Origin of the sequence: Sphingopyxis panaciterrae, assembly GCF_011762125.1 — a bacterium.
Taxonomy (GTDB): domain Bacteria; phylum Pseudomonadota; class Alphaproteobacteria; order Sphingomonadales; family Sphingomonadaceae; genus Sphingopyxis; species Sphingopyxis panaciterrae.
The window spans coordinates 66,087-83,917 of record NZ_JAASQN010000010.1 but is presented as its reverse complement, the minus strand read 5'-3'; the positions used below and the strand labels follow the sequence as shown (position 1 = coordinate 83,917).

Below are 17,831 nucleotides of genomic sequence, written 5' to 3'. Positions count from 1 at the left end.
CTGACCTTGGTCGCCAGCGCTTGGCCACGCCCGTCGCGCCATCCGCCACCTCGAAATATTTCGAATGACATCGATAACATTCTGCCTTACACGCAGCTGGAATATCGGGAGAGGCGCAATGATATCGACAGACGGACCCCGCGTGGAAACCGCCCGGGCCAGTGGCGTCGGCGTCGGCGTCGGCGGCGCGGGCGATCGTCTGGGGCTTGGCGTATCGGGCCTCTATCTCAGCCTCTATCTTCATTATGGCTTCTTCGCCTTCCTGCCGCTGTGGCTGAAAGCGACGGGCGCGCCGCACGAGGAAATCGGCGTGCTGATGGCGATCCCGATGGTCCTGCGGCTGCTGACCGTCGCGCCTTTTTCGGCGTTCGTCGGCCGGCGCGGGTGGGTGCGCAACGCGATCGCCTATACCTCGCTCGCATCGGCGGCGATCGTGCTGTTCCTGCTCGGCGAGCCCGATCATGCCGGGCGCATCCTGATCGTCATCTTCCTGTCGATCGTCTGGGACCAGATTCCGGTGCTGACCGATGCCTATGCGGTGATGGCGGTGCGCAGCCGTTCGCTCGATTTCGGGCGGCTGCGCGTCTGGGGGTCGATCGCCGTCGTGGTATCGAATGCGGCGGCGGGCTGGGCGATCGCGACCTTCGGGATCAAGATGCTGCCGCTGATGATCGCGGCGCTGCTTCTCGCGCCCGCGCTGGTCGCTTTCCTGCTGCCCGCCGATCGCCAGCTCTCGGCCGCCGGTGACGCTGTCGGCGGACGCTGGCGCGACCTGATCGGCGACCGCGGGCTCATCCTCGCGATGGTCGCGGCGTCGCTGATCATGGGCAGCCATGGCGTGGTCACCAGCTTCGGCGCGATCCAGTGGACCGCGCAGGGTATTTCGACGACCACCATCGGCCTGCTGCAGGCGCTGGCGGTCGCGGCGGAGATCGGCGCCTTCTGGTTCGGCGCCAGGCTGCTCGGCCAGCGCGATCCGCGCCTGCTGATCTGCGCCGGGGCGGTGGCGGCCGCGCTGCGCTGGGCGATCATGGCGACGAGCCCGGGGCTTGCCGTGCTGATCGTCGCGCAGCTTTTGAACGGCATCACCGCCACCGGCACCATCCTTGGCATCATGCTGGTGATCGCGACGCGCGTGCCGACGCATCTCAGCGCGACCGCGCAGGGGATGAACGCGGTGCTGCTGGGCGCGGTGCTCGCGGTTGCGACGGCGGGGTCGGGGTTGCTTTGGTCCTATGGGCTTGCGATTGCCTATGTCGCGATGGCGGTGCTCGCGCTGCTCGGCGCGCTGTGCGCCTGGCCGCGCGATGCCGGTGCCGGGGCGGCGATCAACACGGACGGTCTGTCCGCATCGGGAGTCGAATCATGACCAAAGCCATTCTCCTTGCCGTGCTGCTCGCGGGGGCGGTGCCTGCGGCGGCAATGGCCGAGACCGCGCCCGCGGCGCCGCCGACGCTGGGCCTCGACAAATGGCCGCTTCCCGACACGCTCAGCGCGGAGGGCAAGGCGGCGGCCGCCGCGGCGGCGCGCCAGGCGATGCCCGATCCGCTGCCGCCGATCGCCGATATCCGCGCGTTCATCGGGACGCTGCAGGCGACAATGGGGGCCGCGCTTCAGAAGCGCTACGAGGTGCGCGTCGAGGCTGCGACGATCGCGGGCATCCCCGTGCGCATCGTCTATCCCAAGGGGGTGAGCGCGCTGGGCAAGGGGCCGGTGCTGCTGAACCTGCACGGCGGCGGTTTCGCGATCGATTCGGGTTCGCTGACCGAGACGATCCCGATCGCGGCGCGCACCGGCCTGCCCGTCGTCGCGGTGCTTTATCGCCTGGCGCCCGAACATCCCTATCCGGCGGCGCTCGACGATGCGCTCGCGGTCTATCAGGCGCTCGAAAAGGACCGCAAGGCGAAGAGCATCGCGGTGTTCGGTACGTCGGCGGGGGCGTGTCTTTCGGGACAGCTGATGGCCCGCCTCGCCGGCATGGGCCGCCCGATGCCGGCGGCGCTCGCTTTCCTGTCGGGCAGCGCCGATCTGTCGCTGCGCGGCGATTCGGAAAGCTGGCTGCCGGGTCCCGGCTTCGACTGGGTCGCGAGCTATGCCGGCCAGACGCCGCTCGCCGATCCGATCCTCTCCCCGCTGCACGGCGACGTGTCGCGCTTTCCGCCGACCTTGCTGATGACCAGCTCGCGCGATTTCCTGCTCAGCCCGACCGCGATCCTGGCGCGCAAGCTGACCGAACAGGGCGTCGATGCGCGGCTGGTGATGTTCGACGGACTGCCGCACGCCTTCTGGGCCTATATGGCCATATCCGAAAGCGATCAGGCGAACGAACTGGTCGCGCGTTTCCTGAAGGACAGGCTTGCCGCTGCGACGAGGTAGCCGATAATCTTAATCGTCGCCCCCGCCAAGGCGGGGGCCGCTGTCGGCCTGGCGCAAGGTGGCTAGCGGCCCCCGCCTTCGCGGGGCGACGGATGTTGATCGATCAGCCGGGCGCCGCGAGATGATCGCGGTAGGTATCGCGCAGCACCTTCTTGTCGATCTTGCCCGTCGCGGTGAGCGGGACGGCGGCGAACACTATATCGTCGGGCATCCACCAGCGCACGACGCGCGTCTCGAGATGCGCGCGGACCTGTTCGGCGGTCACGCTCTCGCCCGCATGCGCTTCGATGACGAGCAGCGGGCGTTCCTCCCATTTGGGATGATAGACGCCGACGACCGCGGCGATGCGCACGCCGGGGCAGCCGGCCGCGGCGTTTTCGAGGTCGATCGAACTGATCCACTCGCCGCCCGACTTGATCACATCCTTGGCGCGGTCGGTGAGCCTCAGGAAGCCGAAGCGGTCGATGGTGCCGATATCGCCGGTGTCGAACCAGCCGTCGCGGTCCGCCGCGGGAAGATCGGGATAATAGCGGTCGACGACCCATGGCCCGCGCACCTGCAGCTTGCCCGCCTGTTCGCCGTCCCACGCCAGCGCCGTGCCCGCATCGTCGATGATGCGCAGCTCGATCCCGAACTGCATCCGCCCCTGGCGGGTCAGGATCGTCTCGGTCGCATAATCGTCGCCCTCGGCCATCAGCAGCGGCGTCGGGGTCGAGATGACGCCGAGCGGATTGGTCTCGGTCATTCCCCAGATCTGGAGGACGGTGACGCCATAGGTTTCGCGGAAGGTCTCGGCCATCGCGCGCGGCACCGCCGATCCGCCGATGACGAGGCGCTTCAATGCGCCGACCCCCTGGCCGCTGGTTTCGAGATGCGCGAGATACATCGTCCAGATCGTCGGCACCCCGCCCGAAAAGGTCACGCCTTCGCCCGCGATCAGATCGGCCAGGCTGGCGCCGTCCATCTTGTCGCACGGCAGGACGAGCTTGCAGCCGTTGATCGCGGCGGTGAAGGGCAGGCCCCAGGCGGTGGCATGATACATCGACGAACAGGGCATGATGACGTCGAAGGCGCTGAACCCGAACGCGCTGCTGAGCCCCGCCGCCATGCCGTGGAGGACGATCGAGCGGTGGCTGTAGAGCACGCCCTTCGGATCGCCGGTGGTGCCCGAGGTGTAGCAGAGGAACGCCGCCGCCTGTTCATCGAAGCGCGGCCAGGCGAAGTCGCCGTCCTCGGCGGCGAGCAGCGCTTCATAGGGCGCGGCGAGCAGGATGAAATGCTCGATCGCGGGCAGCAGCGGCTTCAGCCGCTCGACGAGGTCGGAGAGATTGGGTTCGAAGAACAGGATGCGGCTGCCGGCGTGGTTGATCGTGAAGGCGATCTGATCGTCGCTGAGGCGCGGGTTGGCGGTGTGCAGCACCGCGCCGATGCCGGGGACCGCGTAAAATAGCTCGAGATGGCGGTGGGTGTTCCAGGCGAGCGACGAGACGCGGTCGCCGCTGGCGATCCCCAGTTTCAACAGCGCCTGCGCGGCCGCCCGCGAACGGCGTTCGCAGCCCGCCCAGTCGTAACGCCAGACGGGCTCGCCCACCAGCTTCGAGACGATCTCGCGCTCGCCATGCGCGCGCGCGGCATGGGCGAGGATCGAACTGATCTGCAGGGGGAAATCCTGCATCAAAGCGGGCAGCATCGTCTCTCCTTTCGCGGCACCGGCGCCGCGTTCTTGTCTTTGCATCATGCCACCCGTGAGGATGGCTGTCAGCGGGTCCGCCGGAAGGGCTTGCCATCCTGCAGCCATTGCAGCCGCTCATCGCGCAGCGCGGCGCGGCGCACCTTGCCGGCGTCGCTGCGCAGCGGCCCGGCGGTGACCTCATAGCTTTCGGGGCATTTATATTTGGCGAGCCGGGTGCCGACGAACGCGCCGACCGCGTCGATCGACAGCGCTTCGCCGCCCTCGATAATCGCGTGCACCCGCTGGCCAAGGTCGTCGCACGGCAGTCCGACGACCACCGCGTCGGCCACCTCGGGATGTTCGCTCAGCGCCGCCTCGACCTCGGCGGCATAGATGTTCGCGCCGCCGCGGATGATCATGTCGCTGCGCCGGTCGGAGAGGAAGAGATAGCCGTCGGCATCGACATAGCCGAGGTCGCCGAGCGACAGCCGTTGTTCGCCGTCGAGCTTTGCCTCGGCGCCGACATAATGGAAGCGCGTCGAGGCATCGCCGCCGAAATAAATCTCGCCGATCTCGCCGGGCGGGCAGGGCAGGCCGTGCTCGTCGATGATGGTGACGACGTCGGGCGGCGCCTTGCCGACCGAGCCGGGCTTGGCGAGCCATTCCTCGCCGGTGATGATCAGCGCGGCGCCCTCGGTACCGGCATAGACTTCGAGGATGCGCTGGGGTCCGAGCCAGTCGATCCAGGCGCGCTTGAGCCACGGCGGGCACGCCGCCGCCATATGGCAGACGCATTGCAGGGAGGAGAGGTCGTAGCGCGTCCGCACCTCCGCGGGCAGGCTCCAGATGCGCTGCATCATCGTCGGCACCATGCACACCCATTCGACGCGCTCCTGCTCGATCAGGCGCAGCGCCTCTTCGGGGTCGAAGCGGCTCATCCCGATCACGCGCGACCCGGCGAGCAGCGCGAGGCTGGTGAAGAAGAAGGGGGCGTTGTGATAGAGCGGCCCCGGGTTGAGGATGGCGCCGCCGCGCGGCATGCGGACGAGATGGATCAGGCCGTCGAGCCGTTCGCCGAAGCGCGCCGGGGCATGGTCGACGATCAGCTTGGGGCGGCCGGTCGACCCGCCGCTGGTGACCGCTTTCCAATGCGCGGCGGCGAGGCCGGGCGGCAGCGCGGCGTCGCTGTCATCATCGTCATCGGGCGCCAGTCGCGGCACGCCTTCGGGGCCGTCGCCGCCGCGGATCAGGACGGCGGGGGCGGCGAGTTCGACGATCTGCGCCAGTTCGTGGCCGGGCAGCTTGGTCGGCAGAATGCACGGCGTCGCCCCTGCGCGCCACGCCGCGAAGCTGGCGATATGATGGTCGATCCCGTTGGGCAGCGAGATGGCGACGAAATCGTCGGGCTTGACACCGAGCGACACCAGCCGCCGCGCCCGCGCCGCGGCGCGGGCGTCGAGTTCGGCCCAGCTCAGCCGCTCGCCCGGATAGGTGATCGCGGTTTCACCGGCCTGCGGTCCGCTTCCGTGCGCCGACAATATCTGGTCGAAACTCGGGTCGGACATCGGGCTACTCCACAAAAGGCGAAAGATCGTAACTGTCGATAAAATCGGCAGTCACGCCATTTGTCCAGCCAAACCCGGTCTGCGTTTCATATTCGCCGCCGCCGCCGACGACCGCCCGCTCGACATCATATTTTTCGAACAGCAGCCCGGTGCGGGCAAAGGTCGTCCCCACCGTATCGACCCAGCGCCGGGCGATCTCGCGCGCGAGCCTGTCATGGCCATAGCGTTGCAGGCCCGCCGCCGCGATCCACTGCAGCGGCGCCCAGCCGTTCGGCCGGTCCCATTGCTGGCCGGTCTCGGCCAAGGTCGTGTTCAGCCCGCCGCGCGCGAGAAGCTGCGACGATACCGCGGCCGCGCTGCTGTCGGCCTGGTCCTGCGTCGCAACGCCGACGAGCAAAGGGGCCAGCGCAGCGGCGGTCAGCGGGGTACGGAGCTGGCCGCGTTCGATATCATAGTCGGCGAAATAGCCGCCGCCGGCATGCCAGAGATGGCGGTTCATCGCGTCGCGCCGGTCATCGGCCAGGCGCGCATAATGCGCCGCCTCACCATCGCCGCGCGCGGCGATCGCCATTTCCAGCCCGAACAGGAAGGCGTTGAGATCGACCGGGGCGATCGCGGTCGTGCGGATCGACGGCAGCGCGTCGCCATCGAGCCAGCGCGAGGAGAAGTCCCAGCCGCTTTCGGCTCCGGCGCGCAGGTCGCGATAGACGTCTGCGGCGGCGCGGCCGCTTTCGGCGGCCGTCGCGACATCCTCGCGCCAGCTTTCGTCGCGCGGCGTGTCGCGCGGGTCCCAATAGCGGTTGAGCAGATGGCCGTCGGCCAGCCGCGCGACCCGCGCGCCATGGCTGCCCGGCGCGAGCGTTTCGGCCCCCGCCATCCACCACGCATGTTCGCGCTTCATCGCCGACAGCCGGCGTGCCGCGACGTCGCGGCGTCCGTCATCCAGCAGTTCGACCATCATATGGAACAGCGGCGGTTGCGACCGGCCGAGATAATAGGTGCGGGTGCCGTTCGGGATATGGCCGTGCGTTTCGATGAGGTCGGTCATCGCATCGACGATGCCGTTGGCGAGTTCGAGCTCGCCGTCGCGGACGAGCCCCAGCATCGTGAAGAAGCTGTCCCAATAATAGATTTCGCGAAAGCGTCCGCCCGGCACGACATGCCGGTGCTGCACCGGCAGCGCCGATCCGCTCGCGGCTTCCTTCGGCGCGCGGGCGAGGTCCTTCCACAGGGCGCGGATATGCGCGCGCAGCGGCAGCACCGCCGGGCGGGCGCCCTGCCCGGCGGCCGGCAGGTCGAAATTGGCGGCGATGAAGGCGCGCAATGCCTCGTCGCCCGCGGCAAGCCGCGCGAAGTCGTGCATGATGTCGGCGACCGGCCGTTTGGGCAGCGCATCGACGAAGGTCTTGCCGTCGGGCAGGATCGCGCGCTCCTGCACCTTGGCGAGGAGGGGTCCGAACAGGTCGGCGGGGCTGGAATCGGGTCGCATCAGCGCGCCAGATGACGGCTGAAAAACGCCGCCTGCGCCGCCAGCGCATCGTCGGTTTCGGGGCATTCCATATAGGCCCAGAAGGCGTGCAGCATGCCTTCATAGACCATCAGGTCGGCATCGACCCCGGCCTTGCGCAGCGCGAGATGGAGCCGCACCGTCTGGCTGAGCAACTGGTCGCGCGTGCTCGCCATCAACAATGTGGGCGGCAGGCCCGACAGATCGCCATAGATGGGCGACAGCAACGGATCGGTCCGCCCGGTGCCGGCGCTATAATCCGCCAGCACCTCGGGCCCCGTCCGCGAGCCCATGATCGACGGCAGAAAGGCTTCGCAGTCGCTGACCAGCGCCAGGTCGGCCGACCCCGAAAAGACGCCCGCCGCCGCCGGCATCGGCAGCCCTTCGGCCTTGATCCGCGCCAATAGCTGGATCGTCAATATGGCGCCGGCCGAGGTGCCGTAAAGCCCGATCGCGGCCGCCGGCCGCTGCGCCAGCGCGTCGCGATAGACCGCCAGCGCGTCGTCGACCGCCGCGGGGAAAGGATGTTCGGGCGCCATCCGGTACATCACCGTGACGACGGGAATCGCGGTCAGCCCGGCGATCGGAATCGTCTCGGTCTCCGATCCCGAATCGACCATGAAGCCGCCGCCGTGGAAGTTGATCAGCAGCCGCTGGTCCGATTCGGCATCGCTGCCCCGGCGGCGGACGAACTTGACCGGTACCCCCGCCACGCTGCCCTTGCTCACTTCGACGTCGAAGCGTTTCGCGCGGCTCTTGTTCAGCGGCTTCAGATGATTGGCCGCCGCCGCGCGCACCGCCTTGCGCGTGATCGCATTGCGCATCAGCGTCGCGGTCATTTCGGGCGCCGATCCGCTGGCGATCAGCGGCGTCATGACCGCGCGCGCCTCGGCACTGACCGTCGGGGCCAGGGGCGGCTGTTGTTTGGAGCGGTCACCCATCGGTTCAGCGTCCGAAACGATAGCCGATCCGCACGCCGTACATCCGCGGCTCGGTATAGGTCAGCCCGACCATGCCCGACGATTGCGCATATTGGTCGAGCACGCCGACCGGCTTCGCCTCGTTGGTAATATTGTTCGCAAACAGGCTGAGGTCGATCGGGCGCCCGCCGATATCCTTCAGCTCGATGCTGGCGTTGAGCAGGCCATAGGCGGGCAGGAAGTTGTAGAAGGAGGCGTTGGTCTGTGCGGTCGAAACCTTGCTCTGGCGGGCATAGTTGACCGCGAGCACGATGTCGCCGGCGCTGCCGAGCGAGGTTTCGTACGAGCCGCCGACCGAAATCTTGTGCTTCGGCGTATAGGGGAAGGGTGCGCCGTCGAGGATCGCGCCCGCGCTTGCATCGGCGACCTCGGTGTAGCGCGCATCGATATAGGAATAGCTGCCGTTCAGCGTCAGCCCGCGCACCGGCACGACCGCCAGATTGAGCTCGACGCCCTGGATCTTTCCCTTCGCCGCGCTGCGCGTGACGTTGAGCGGTATCGTGCCGCCGGGCGTTTCGACCACCTCCGCCGTCGTGCGCTGGATATTGTCGTAGATACCGCGATAGGCGGCGATATTGGCGCGGACATCGACATTGCCGAGCGAGAATTGCGACTTCAGCCCGACCTCGATGTCGGAAAGCCGTTCGGGCTTGTAGGTGCGGAATTCCGAATCGACCGGCACCGGCCCGTTCACGCCGCCGGACTTGTACGCGTCGCGCGCGGTGACATAGACGTGGACGCCGGGCGTCACATCATAGTCGAGCGTCGCGGTGTAGCTTGGATAATCGCTGTCGACCGAACCCGAGACCGTCGGCGGGCCGCCGATCGTCTGCGCGGTGAAGCTATGCTCCCAGGTATAGCGCAGCCCGCCGGTCACGCTGAGCCCGGCGAGCGCGCCCGACAGCTTGCCAAGATCGACCGTCGCCTGCCCGAACACCGCTTCGCTCTTGTTCGTCTGGGTGAAAAAGCCCGAAATCGTCGGGAGCAGGGTGCCGATCGGGAAGAAGGTATATTCCTCGATCCCCGCCGGGTCGGACCAGCTCTGCCGGTCGAGATAGCCGCCGACCGAGAAATCGACCGCATCGTCGAACAGGGTGCCCTGAAGCTGCAGTTCCTCGGTGAAGAAATTGGGGGCGACGGTCGGAATGCGCCCGCGCTGGCCCGCGATCGGGAACGGCATGGCGTCATAGTCATAGCCGTAGATCGTGCGCAGCTCCGAATAGCTGATGATATTGCGCAGCTTGATATTGTCGCTGAGCTGCACCGAGGCCTGGTTGATCACCTGCCAATATTTCGTCTCCGAAAACTGGTCGAGGTCGTAGGATACGCGGCGCGGGCCGCGCGCCTGCTGTTCGGCGACCGCGGTCAGCACGCCGGGATAGAAGGCCGCCACGGGCAGGAACCCCAGCCCCAGCGCCGTGGCGTCGAAGCCCGCCGCGGGATTATAGGCGCCGAGCACGGTGCCGCCGCCGTTGTTTTCCGAATGATAATAGCGGACCATCGTATAGAGTTCGATGTTGTCGGTCGGCCGCACGGTCAGGCCGAAGCGGAAGCTTTCATAGGCGAGATTGTCATAATCCTTGCCCGCGAAGAAGGGGCCGACGTCCTTCGTATAGCCGTCGCGGCGGCCGACCTCGCCGGCGATGCGCAGCATCACGCGGCCGGGAACGATCGGGGTGTTGAGCGCGCCCTCGATCCGGCGGTCGTCATAATTGCCGAGCTGGACGCGGACATAGCCTTCGAACTCGTCCTTCGGCTTGACCGGTTCGAACAGGATATTGCCGCCGGTCGCATTCTTGCCGAACAAGGTGCCCTGCGGCCCCGCCAGCACCTGGATATTGGCCATGTCGAAATAGGTGCCGACGCGGCCATCGACGTTGACGCTGTTCGGCACTTCGGCGAAATAATTGACCACGCCCGGGGTCGAGCCGAACGCCGGTCCCTGGCCGCGCAGCGCGAAATAGGCGAATTCGCGCGGATAGCCGCCGCTGATCGTGAACAGCGAGGGGGTGTTGTCGGCGAGCGAGGTGCGGTCGCTAATCCCCTTTTGCTCGAGCGCTTCGTCGGTGAAGGCGGTGACCGCGATCGGCACGCTTTGCAGATTCTCTTCGCGGCGGCGGGCGGTGACGATAATATCACCGAGGCCGCTGTCGTCGCTGACCGCGGTTTCGCCCGGCGGCGACGCGTCGGCCTGCGCGAAGGCGGCGGCGGGCAGCAGGCTGGCGCCGCTGGCGAGGGCCACAAGAAAGGCGGAACGCATCGAAATCATCTCTTCCCTCCCAAAGGATAGCCGGATTCATCCGGTCGAGCCAGCGGTTGCGGCAAAATGTTATCGATGTCAATAGTTGTTGCGCCGGAAACCATAGGGGCTATCAACGAACGTTGCGAACCACTGCTATCGATAACAGGGAGAAGGCGTGATGAAGGATGCCGAGCAATTTGGCCCGTGGGTCAGCGACGAAGCAAAGGCCCGGTTCACCGCCTATCTGGCTGAGTCCGCCGCACCCGCCGACCTGGCGGCGGCGCGGCGCTTTTTCGCCGCCTATAACCAGCGCCTGCTCGACAAGGCGGAAGCCCGCTATGCGGTGGATATCGCCGAGCGCGAGATCGCCGGGGTGAAGGTCTACGACGTCGCCCCGGCCGGCGGCGCCGGACCGTCGCCGGTGCTGTTATGTCTCCATGGCGGCGGCTTCATGTGGGGCGAAGGGCCGGGGGCGCTGCTCGAGGCGGTGCCCGTCGCGGCGGTTTCGGGCCTGCGCGTGATCGCGGTCGATTATCGGCTGGCGCCCGAACATGTCTATCCCGCCGCGGTCGACGACATCGTCGCGGTCTATCGCGCCCTGCTCGCAGAGGCCGATCCCGGACAGATCGGCATCTACGGCTGCTCGGCCGGTGCGGTACTGACGACGCAGGCGGTGGTGCGCATCCTGCATGACGGCCTGCCCGGGCCGGCGGCGATCGGGATATTCCACGGCGCCCCGCTCGACTTCGCGGGCGACGCGGCGCTGGCGCAGCGGCTCTTCGACCCGCGCGCCGGTGCCGCCGCAACGCCGCGCATCGCCGGGCTTCCCTATTTTGCAGGCGCCGACCTTGACGATCCGCTCGTCCTGTCCGCGGGGCACCCTGAATGGCTGGCGAAATTCCCGCCGAGCCTGCTCATCTCGGCAACGCGCGATTTCGCAGCGAGCGCGGTTTCGGTGATGCACCGGCGCCTGCTCGCGGGAGGCGTCGATGCGCGCTTCGTCCTCTTCGACGGGCTCTGGCACGCGCATCATATGGACGTCGGCCTGCCCGAATCGGTCGAAACCTATGCGATCATCGCGGCATTTTTCCGCGAACATCTGGGCTGAAGCGAAGCGCGTTACCGATCCTTCCGCGTCTGCGGAATCACAACCAGGTCAGGACCCATAATCTTCCGTCATTCCCGCCTGCGCGGGAATGACGGAAGAGGATTTTCGGATAGGATTTAATGGGGTCCGTCTAACGACTCGTTTCGCGCGGTACGAGTTCGACGGGGAGGGCGTGCGCGGCGGGGACCGCGCGCTTTTCGATGAGGTCGATGACGGCCTGCCCGAGCGCGCGGCCGGCTTCGGCGCCGTCCTGCCGGATCGAACTGATCGACGGGCGGTGGACGCTGGCGACCGGCGCGTCGTCGAAGCCGACGATCGCGATCTCGTCCGGCACCGATATGCCGCGGTTCGACAGCGCGTCGCAGGCGCCCGCGGCGATCGAGTCGCTTGCGGCAAAGATCGCGTCGAACGCCATCCCGGCGTCGATCGCGCCGCCGACCGCCGCGGCGCCGCCTTCGGCGGTGAACGGACAGGGCAGCACGTCGACCAGTCGCGCTTCGCTCGATGCCAGCGCTTCGCGAAATCCTTCCAGGCGCGCCGCGATTTCGGGATGCTGGACATCGCCGAGGAACAGCAGCCGCGCGGCGCCGCGCGCGACGAGATGTCCGGCGGCCAGCTTGCCGCCCATCCGGTTGTCGCTGCCGACGACTTTCACGCTGACGCCGGGCACGGGTTCGCCCCAGGCGACGATCGGCAGGCTCATCGCCGAGACCTGCGTCACCCGGTGGGCGCCTTCGCCTTGCCCCAGCATTACCGCGCCGTCGGCGCCCACGGCGCTCGACGACAGGAAATGTTCGTTGGTGGTGAGCAGGGTCGAATAGCCGGCCGGGGTCAGCGTTTCGAGCAGCCCGCCGATGATCGAGAGGATCAGCGGGTCGGTGTGCGACTGGCGGCCGGGGTCGATCTGGTCGATCACGACCGCGATCGTCCGCGTCTCGCGCGTGCGCAGGCTGCGCGCCGCGACGTTCATCCGGTAACCGACCTGATTCGCGATCTCGGCGATGCGCGTCCGCACTTCGGGGCGGACGAGGTCGCTGCCGCGCAGCGCGCGCGAAACGGTGATTTTCGACACGCCGGCCAGCGCCGCGACCCGTTCCATGGTCGGCCGTTCGTCCTTGCCGATCTTGTTCATCGATGAACGTCCCCCGAAAATCCGGTCCCTATGTAGCCGCGAAGTAGCGGCGGACCAGCCCTCCTATCAAATCATTGGCTGCGGCCACCGCCGGAATCGTGATCGGCAGGAACTGGAAGCCGTGCGGCAGGCCGGGCAGGCGGCGGGCGAGCGTTTCGACCCCGGCGCGAACCAGCGCGGCGGCATAATATTCGCCATCGTCGCGCAGCGGGTCTTCCGACGCGGTCAGGACGATCGCCGGGGCCAGTCCGTCGTGGCGGCCGGCGCGCAGCGGCGAGACGAAAGGATCGGCGACGTCGGCGGCGCCGAGGTAAAATTCGCGGCAGGCATCGAGATAGGTTTTCGACAGGCCGGGCGCCGCGACCTCGGTGAACGCGGGCAGGGAGAAACCGAGGTCGGTGGCGGGGTGGATCAGCAGCTGGAACAAGGGTTGCGGCTTGCCTTCGTCGCGGAGGCGCAGCGTGGCGGCGGCGGTCAGGTTGCCGCCCGCGCTCTCGCCGCCCAGCGCGATCCGCGCGGGATCGCAGCCAAGCCCGGCCGCCGACCGGCGCGCCCAGGCAAAAGCGGTCATGGCATCGTCGAGCCCCGCCGGATATTTATGCTCGGGCGCCAGCCGGTAGCCGACGCCAAGCACCGCGCAGCCGCTCGCCGCGGCGAGGTGGCGCGTCATCGCGTCGTGCGTCTCCAAATCGCCGAACATCCAGCCGCCGCCGTGGAGAAAGACGAGCAACGGCAGCGGTGCATCCGACGCCGGGCGATAGAGGCGCACCGGCACGCCGTCGGCGTCGAGGTCTTCGACATGATCGATATCGGTTCCCGGCATCGCCGCCGCCATCATCGCCATATTGGCGCGCAGCATCGGGATGAGGCCGGGCGTCAGCGGCGGCATTTCGGCAGGTTCGCCGGCAAAGGCGGCAATATCGGGATCGAGCATGGAATATCCTTTCGCGATGACATCGATACCAATGCCATTCACGCTTGTCCAACGGCTCTTGCGGCGAGCCCGAATCGCCGTCGGTCAGCGTTGCGGAACGAGCTTGCCGGCGCCCCGGACGACGGCGGCCAGCGTCACGAAAATCGCTCCGCTGAAAACCAGCATCGCATCGACCGAAAAGCGGCCGACGGCGACGCCCGCGAGCGACGGCAGCAGCGCCGCGCCGCCGAGCTGAAACGCGGTGAGGTAGAGGATGGCGCGGCGGGCCGGATCGATTTCGATCAGCCAGCCGGCGAAGAAGGGCAGGGTGAACAGCCAGACGAAACCGAAGGCGATGCTGACGGCGATGATCGCCGCCGCGCTTCCCCGGCCGAGGAAGAAGGCGGTGACGAGCAGCGCCCCGGCCAGCGCGCAGGCGGCGATGGTCCGCCGGTTCGGCAGGCGCTCGCCGAAGCGCGCCGCGGTGAGCGCGCCGGCAACCTGCGCGACCAGGCACAGCGACACGGCGATCCCCTCGAACGCCGGGGGATATCCATAATGGATGAGCCAGAGCCCGAAATAGCTCCACACCGATACGATCGCGCCGAGGAAGAGCCCCGCCCCGGCGAGCGCGGTCAGGCTGGCGGGCGTCAGCGCGCCGCGTTCGGCATCGGGCGCGGTGGGCCGCAGACGGGACGGAAGCGAAAGCGCCGCCACGGCCGCGACCGCCCCCGCGGCGGCAAGCGCGATCAGCGCGCTGTCGGTGCGCGAACCCGCGACGGCGACGAGGGGGAGCAGCGCCGCGACGACGGCCTGCAGCAAGGTCTGGGCGGCGAGGAAGATCGCGCTGGCGCGCTCGACCCGCGCGACGCGCGAAATGGCGACGAGCGCCGACGCCACCAGCACCCCCTCGCCGATCCCCGCGGCGGCGCGGAGGAGCAGGAGTATCATCAGCCCCGATCGGCCCGTCATCGCCAGATTGAGGCCCGCGAGTGCCAGCCCGGCGAGGCCGATGACGAGGCGCGCGGGCAGCTGGCGAAGCAGCGCGATCCCGGCCAGCGAGCCGAGCACCATCGCGAGCATCTCGACCGTCACCAGATTGCCGACCTCGGCATCGATGATCCGCCCCTCCTCCACCATCGCGCCGAGCAGCACCGGCTGGACCCCGAGGACGAGCAGGGCGCACGAACCGATCAGGAGGGAGACCCCGAGCGTCCGCCCCGTGACCGGCGGCGGCGCGGCGGTCAAGACGCCGCCTTGTCCGCGCGCAGCGGCAAATATTCGGGGTCCGCGCGCAGCGGCAAATATTCGGGAAGGAAGGTCCGCGAATAGGCGATGCGCGCGCGGCGCGCCTGTTCCTCCATCGCGTCGGTGATCAGGCCGTGCCGGTGGATCGACAGCGACCAGATCGCGTCGTTGATCACGATCACCTCGACGAGCCGGTCGTGCAGGTCGGGGATTTCTGGCATGATGAATTTTTGGGTCATCACCGCGATGCTGTGGCCCGCCATCACGAAATTGCTGTCGAGATCCTGCATGCGGATGTCCGACGACCACGCCGGGCCGCCCAGCAGGACCTGCCGCGCCGCCGGGTGCGCGTTGAACCAGTTCCGGCCGGCGCGATATTGCAGCGTCTGAAAATCCTGCCAGCTTTCGACATCGTCGGGCACTTCGGTCAGTACGCCCTCTTCGAAATGCTTGAGATAGCGTTCGGCGAGCGCGCTGAACACAAGCTGCGGTTCGGGAAAGAAGTGATAGATCGACGGTGGCGAAATGCCGACCTCGGCCGCGATGGCATGGATGCTGATCGCCGACGGCGACAGCGTATCAAGCAGCCGTTCGGCGCCATCGAGGATCGCTTCGAACCGCGCGCGACTCCGCTTCTGCGCGGGGCGGCGGATCTCGGGACGGGCAACATCGGTGGTCGTCATGGGTGCTCCTGATGGCATCTATCATTCCCCTGCGACACAATAAAAGCAACTTTTATCTGGTTATAATGCTGATTTTGAAATTTCCTTGACAGATTTGCCGATTCTTGGTTTTTAAATCGGACAAATATCCGAAAATGGGAAAGGGGCTCCGATGGAACGCGCTTTGGCTTTGGTTTCGGTCTCGCTGCTGGCGCTGATGCCGGCCACGGCGGTGGCACAGGATGGCGCCGCCGGTTCGGCCAGTGCGGCGTCCGCGGGCGAAGAGGGCATCGGCGAAATCGTCGTCACCGCCCAGCGGCGGGCGCAGAATATTCAGGATGTGCCGATCAGCATTACGGCGATCAGCGGCGACGCGTTGACCGAGGTCGGCATCCGCGACCCGCGCGACCTGTCGATCCTCGTCCCCGGCCTGTCGTCGCAGGCGGGCACCTCGGCGACGACGACCTCGCTGTTCCTGCGCGGGGTCGGCATCGGCGACTTCAATTCGAACACGACGGGCGCGGTCGGCGTCTATGTCGACGACGTCTTCCTCGGCGCGAACGCCGGCAAGCTGTTCAACGTCTTCGACAGCGAAGGCATCGAGGTGCTGAAGGGGCCGCAAGGCACGCTTTACGGCCGCAACACCACGGCGGGCGCGATCCGTTTCTCGTCGCGCAAGCCGACCGACGAATTCAGAGCCAATGCCGCGCTCTCCTACGGCCGCTTCAACGAAGTGCAGGTCGAAGGCGGCGTCGGCGGGCCGATCGCGGGCGATGTGCTGAAGGCGCGCGTCGCGGGCACCTATTTGCGCCGCGACGGCTGGCTGCTCAACCGCGTCACCGGCCACAAGCTCAACGACCTCGACATGTGGGCGGGGCGCGCGATCGTCGATTTCACCCCGAACTCGGACATATTGATCCGCGCGATCGTCCACGGCGGGCAGAATCGCGGTGGCGCGCGCCAGTTCCAGCATCGCGGACAGGGCGTCGATTTCGCGGGCAACCCGAACTTCGCCAATGGCGTGCCGCTCGACGGCCTCGGCTATGCCGACACCGATGGCGACCTCAACGCCGGCGACTATGACATCGAGGGGCAGGAGCGCGTCAATGTGTTCGGTGCCTCGCTCACCGCGAGCATCGATATGGGCGGCATCACGCTGACCTCGATCAGCGCCTATGAACAGGTGCGCCGCAGCACCGTCGAGGATACCGACGCGAGCCCGAACAATGTGCTGACCGCGACCTATATCGACCGGCCGCAGCAATATAGCCAGGAACTGCGGCTGCAGTCGAAGGACGGCGGCGCGGTCAACTGGATCGTCGGCGGCTATTATTTCCACGACAAGCTCGTCACCGAAAGCGCGTTCGACATCCTGCGCGTCTTCCGCGATCCCGACGATCTGCCCGGCACGCTCGACCCGGTCAATTCGATCGGCAATTTCGCCTATCCCTATACGCAAAAGACCGAAAGCTGGGCCGCCTTCGCGCAGGCCGACGTCAAGCTGACCGACCGGCTGACGCTGACCGGCGGCCTGCGCTATTCGGTCGACAGCATCGATTTCGATTTCCACAGCTTCTTCGACGATGTCATCACCGTGCCGGTGCTCGACTTCACCGGATCGAAGACCTTCAAGGATCTGTCGTGGCGCGCCGCGCTGTCGTTCCAGGCGACCGACGACCTGCTCTTCTACGCCTCGTCTTCAAAGGGCTATAACAGCGGCGGCTTCGCCGGCGGCTCGTCGAGCGATCCGGCGCAGCTCCAGCCGTTCCGCTCGGAAAAGCTCTACGCCTATGAAGCGGGGTTCAAGAGCGACCTTGCCGGCCGGGCGTTGCGTTTCAATGCCGCGGTCTTTTATTACGACTATCGCGACCTGCAGGTGTTCGTCTTCGATACGTCGGGGGTGCTGCCCGTCCAGCGCAAGCTCAACGCGGGCAATGCCGAGCTTTACGGCCTGGAAATCGAACTGCAGGCGCAGCCGTCGCGCTATTTCAACGCCTTCGTCAACGCCAGCCTGCTGCACGCGCGCTACAAGGATTTCACCGCGCTCGCGGCCGAGGATTATTCGGGCAACAAGCTGGTCAACGCGCCCGAAGTCGCGATCTCGGCCGGTTTCGCGCTGACCCAGCCGCTGCCGGGCGACAGCGCGCTGCGGCTGCGCGTCGACGGCAGCCTCCAGTCGGAAACCTTCCTGACGCCCGACAATGCCCGGGCCAATCGCGTCAAACCCTATGGCACCGCAAATGCGCGGCTGTCTTGGCTGTCGCGCGACGAAAAGCTCGAACTGGCGCTCTGGGCCAAGAATATCACCGGCACGCGCTATGTGACCTATGTGTCGCCGGTCGTGACGATGGACCAGCTCAACTACAATGACCCTGCGACCTATGGCGTCCAGGCCGTCGTGAAATTCTGACCCGGCAAGCGAGATC

At 67.2% G+C, this 17,831-nt stretch carries 13 protein-coding genes; 4 read left to right on the top strand and 9 right to left on the bottom strand.

The annotated features are described in order from the left end of the window. The first annotated feature begins 142 nt into the window (after nucleotides 1-142). A complete protein-coding gene (locus tag FHR22_RS21960; protein ID WP_166946373.1) occupies nucleotides 143-1,369 on the top strand; it encodes an MFS transporter in 1,227 nt (408 codons plus the stop codon). Beyond that, nucleotides 1,366-2,376, top strand: coding sequence for an alpha/beta hydrolase (locus FHR22_RS21955; RefSeq protein WP_166946371.1), 1,011 nt, complete (start codon nucleotides 1,366-1,368; stop codon nucleotides 2,374-2,376). Before FHR22_RS21960 ends, FHR22_RS21955 begins: the two co-directional genes overlap by 4 nt. Nucleotides 2,377-2,479: 103 nt before the next feature. Here the strand turns inward: FHR22_RS21955 and FHR22_RS21950 are convergent, their stop codons facing one another. The 5 genes from FHR22_RS21950 to FHR22_RS21930 all read right to left on the bottom strand — a co-directional run bounded on the left by FHR22_RS21950 (nucleotide 2,480) and on the right by FHR22_RS21930 (nucleotide 10,360). Beyond that, entirely contained in the window at nucleotides 2,480-4,066 is a 1,587-nt protein-coding gene (locus FHR22_RS21950; RefSeq protein WP_243853981.1) for a long-chain fatty acid--CoA ligase, read from the bottom strand. Nucleotides 4,067-4,134: 68 nt separating this feature from the next. Next, complete coding sequence (locus tag FHR22_RS21945; RefSeq protein ID WP_166946369.1) at nucleotides 4,135-5,613, bottom strand: AMP-binding protein; 1,479 nt, start codon at nucleotides 5,611-5,613, stop codon at nucleotides 4,135-4,137. A 4-nt stretch (nucleotides 5,614-5,617) separates the two neighbouring features. Further along, nucleotides 5,618-7,102 carry an alpha,alpha-trehalase TreF gene (gene treF, locus FHR22_RS21940; RefSeq protein WP_166946367.1) on the bottom strand — a complete coding sequence of 495 codons (1,485 nt, stop codon included), beginning with the start codon at nucleotides 7,100-7,102 and terminating at the stop codon, nucleotides 5,618-5,620. After that, the gene (locus FHR22_RS21935) at nucleotides 7,102-8,061 is read right to left on the bottom strand and encodes an alpha/beta hydrolase (protein ID WP_166946365.1); all 960 of its coding nucleotides are present in this window, start codon (nucleotides 8,059-8,061) and stop codon (nucleotides 7,102-7,104) included. Before FHR22_RS21935 ends, treF begins: the two co-directional genes overlap by 1 nt. A gap of 4 nt (nucleotides 8,062-8,065) precedes the next feature. Then, nucleotides 8,066-10,360 carry a TonB-dependent receptor gene (locus tag FHR22_RS21930; RefSeq protein ID WP_166946363.1) on the bottom strand — a complete coding sequence of 765 codons (2,295 nt, stop codon included), beginning with the start codon at nucleotides 10,358-10,360 and terminating at the stop codon, nucleotides 8,066-8,068. Nucleotides 10,361-10,520: 160 nt separating this feature from the next. Between FHR22_RS21930 and FHR22_RS21925 the strand changes: the two genes are divergently transcribed. Further along, nucleotides 10,521-11,450: an alpha/beta hydrolase gene (locus tag FHR22_RS21925; protein WP_243853988.1), complete on the top strand. Its 930-nt coding sequence runs from the start codon at nucleotides 10,521-10,523 to the stop codon at nucleotides 11,448-11,450. A 130-nt stretch (nucleotides 11,451-11,580) separates the two neighbouring features. Here FHR22_RS21925 and FHR22_RS21920 read toward each other — a convergent pair whose 3' ends face one another. The 4 genes from FHR22_RS21920 to FHR22_RS21905 all read right to left on the bottom strand — a co-directional run bounded on the left by FHR22_RS21920 (nucleotide 11,581) and on the right by FHR22_RS21905 (nucleotide 15,426). Then, the gene (locus FHR22_RS21920) at nucleotides 11,581-12,582 is read right to left on the bottom strand and encodes a substrate-binding domain-containing protein (RefSeq protein ID WP_166946359.1); all 1,002 of its coding nucleotides are present in this window, start codon (nucleotides 12,580-12,582) and stop codon (nucleotides 11,581-11,583) included. Between the two features lie 28 nt (nucleotides 12,583-12,610). Continuing rightward, complete coding sequence (locus tag FHR22_RS21915) at nucleotides 12,611-13,516, bottom strand: alpha/beta hydrolase (protein ID WP_166946357.1); 906 nt, start codon at nucleotides 13,514-13,516, stop codon at nucleotides 12,611-12,613. Nucleotides 13,517-13,600: 84 nt separating this feature from the next. Further along, nucleotides 13,601-14,743, bottom strand: a complete 1,143-nt coding sequence (locus FHR22_RS21910; protein WP_166946355.1) for an MFS transporter — start codon at nucleotides 14,741-14,743, stop codon at nucleotides 13,601-13,603. Beyond that, nucleotides 14,740-15,426: a TetR/AcrR family transcriptional regulator gene (locus FHR22_RS21905; RefSeq protein ID WP_166946353.1), complete on the bottom strand. Its 687-nt coding sequence runs from the start codon at nucleotides 15,424-15,426 to the stop codon at nucleotides 14,740-14,742. Before FHR22_RS21905 ends, FHR22_RS21910 begins: the two co-directional genes overlap by 4 nt. Nucleotides 15,427-15,577: 151 nt before the next feature. Between FHR22_RS21905 and FHR22_RS21900 the strand changes: the two genes are divergently transcribed. Further along, nucleotides 15,578-17,815: a TonB-dependent receptor gene (locus tag FHR22_RS21900; RefSeq protein ID WP_166946351.1), complete on the top strand. Its 2,238-nt coding sequence runs from the start codon at nucleotides 15,578-15,580 to the stop codon at nucleotides 17,813-17,815. Nucleotides 17,816-17,831: the final 16 nt, after the last annotated feature.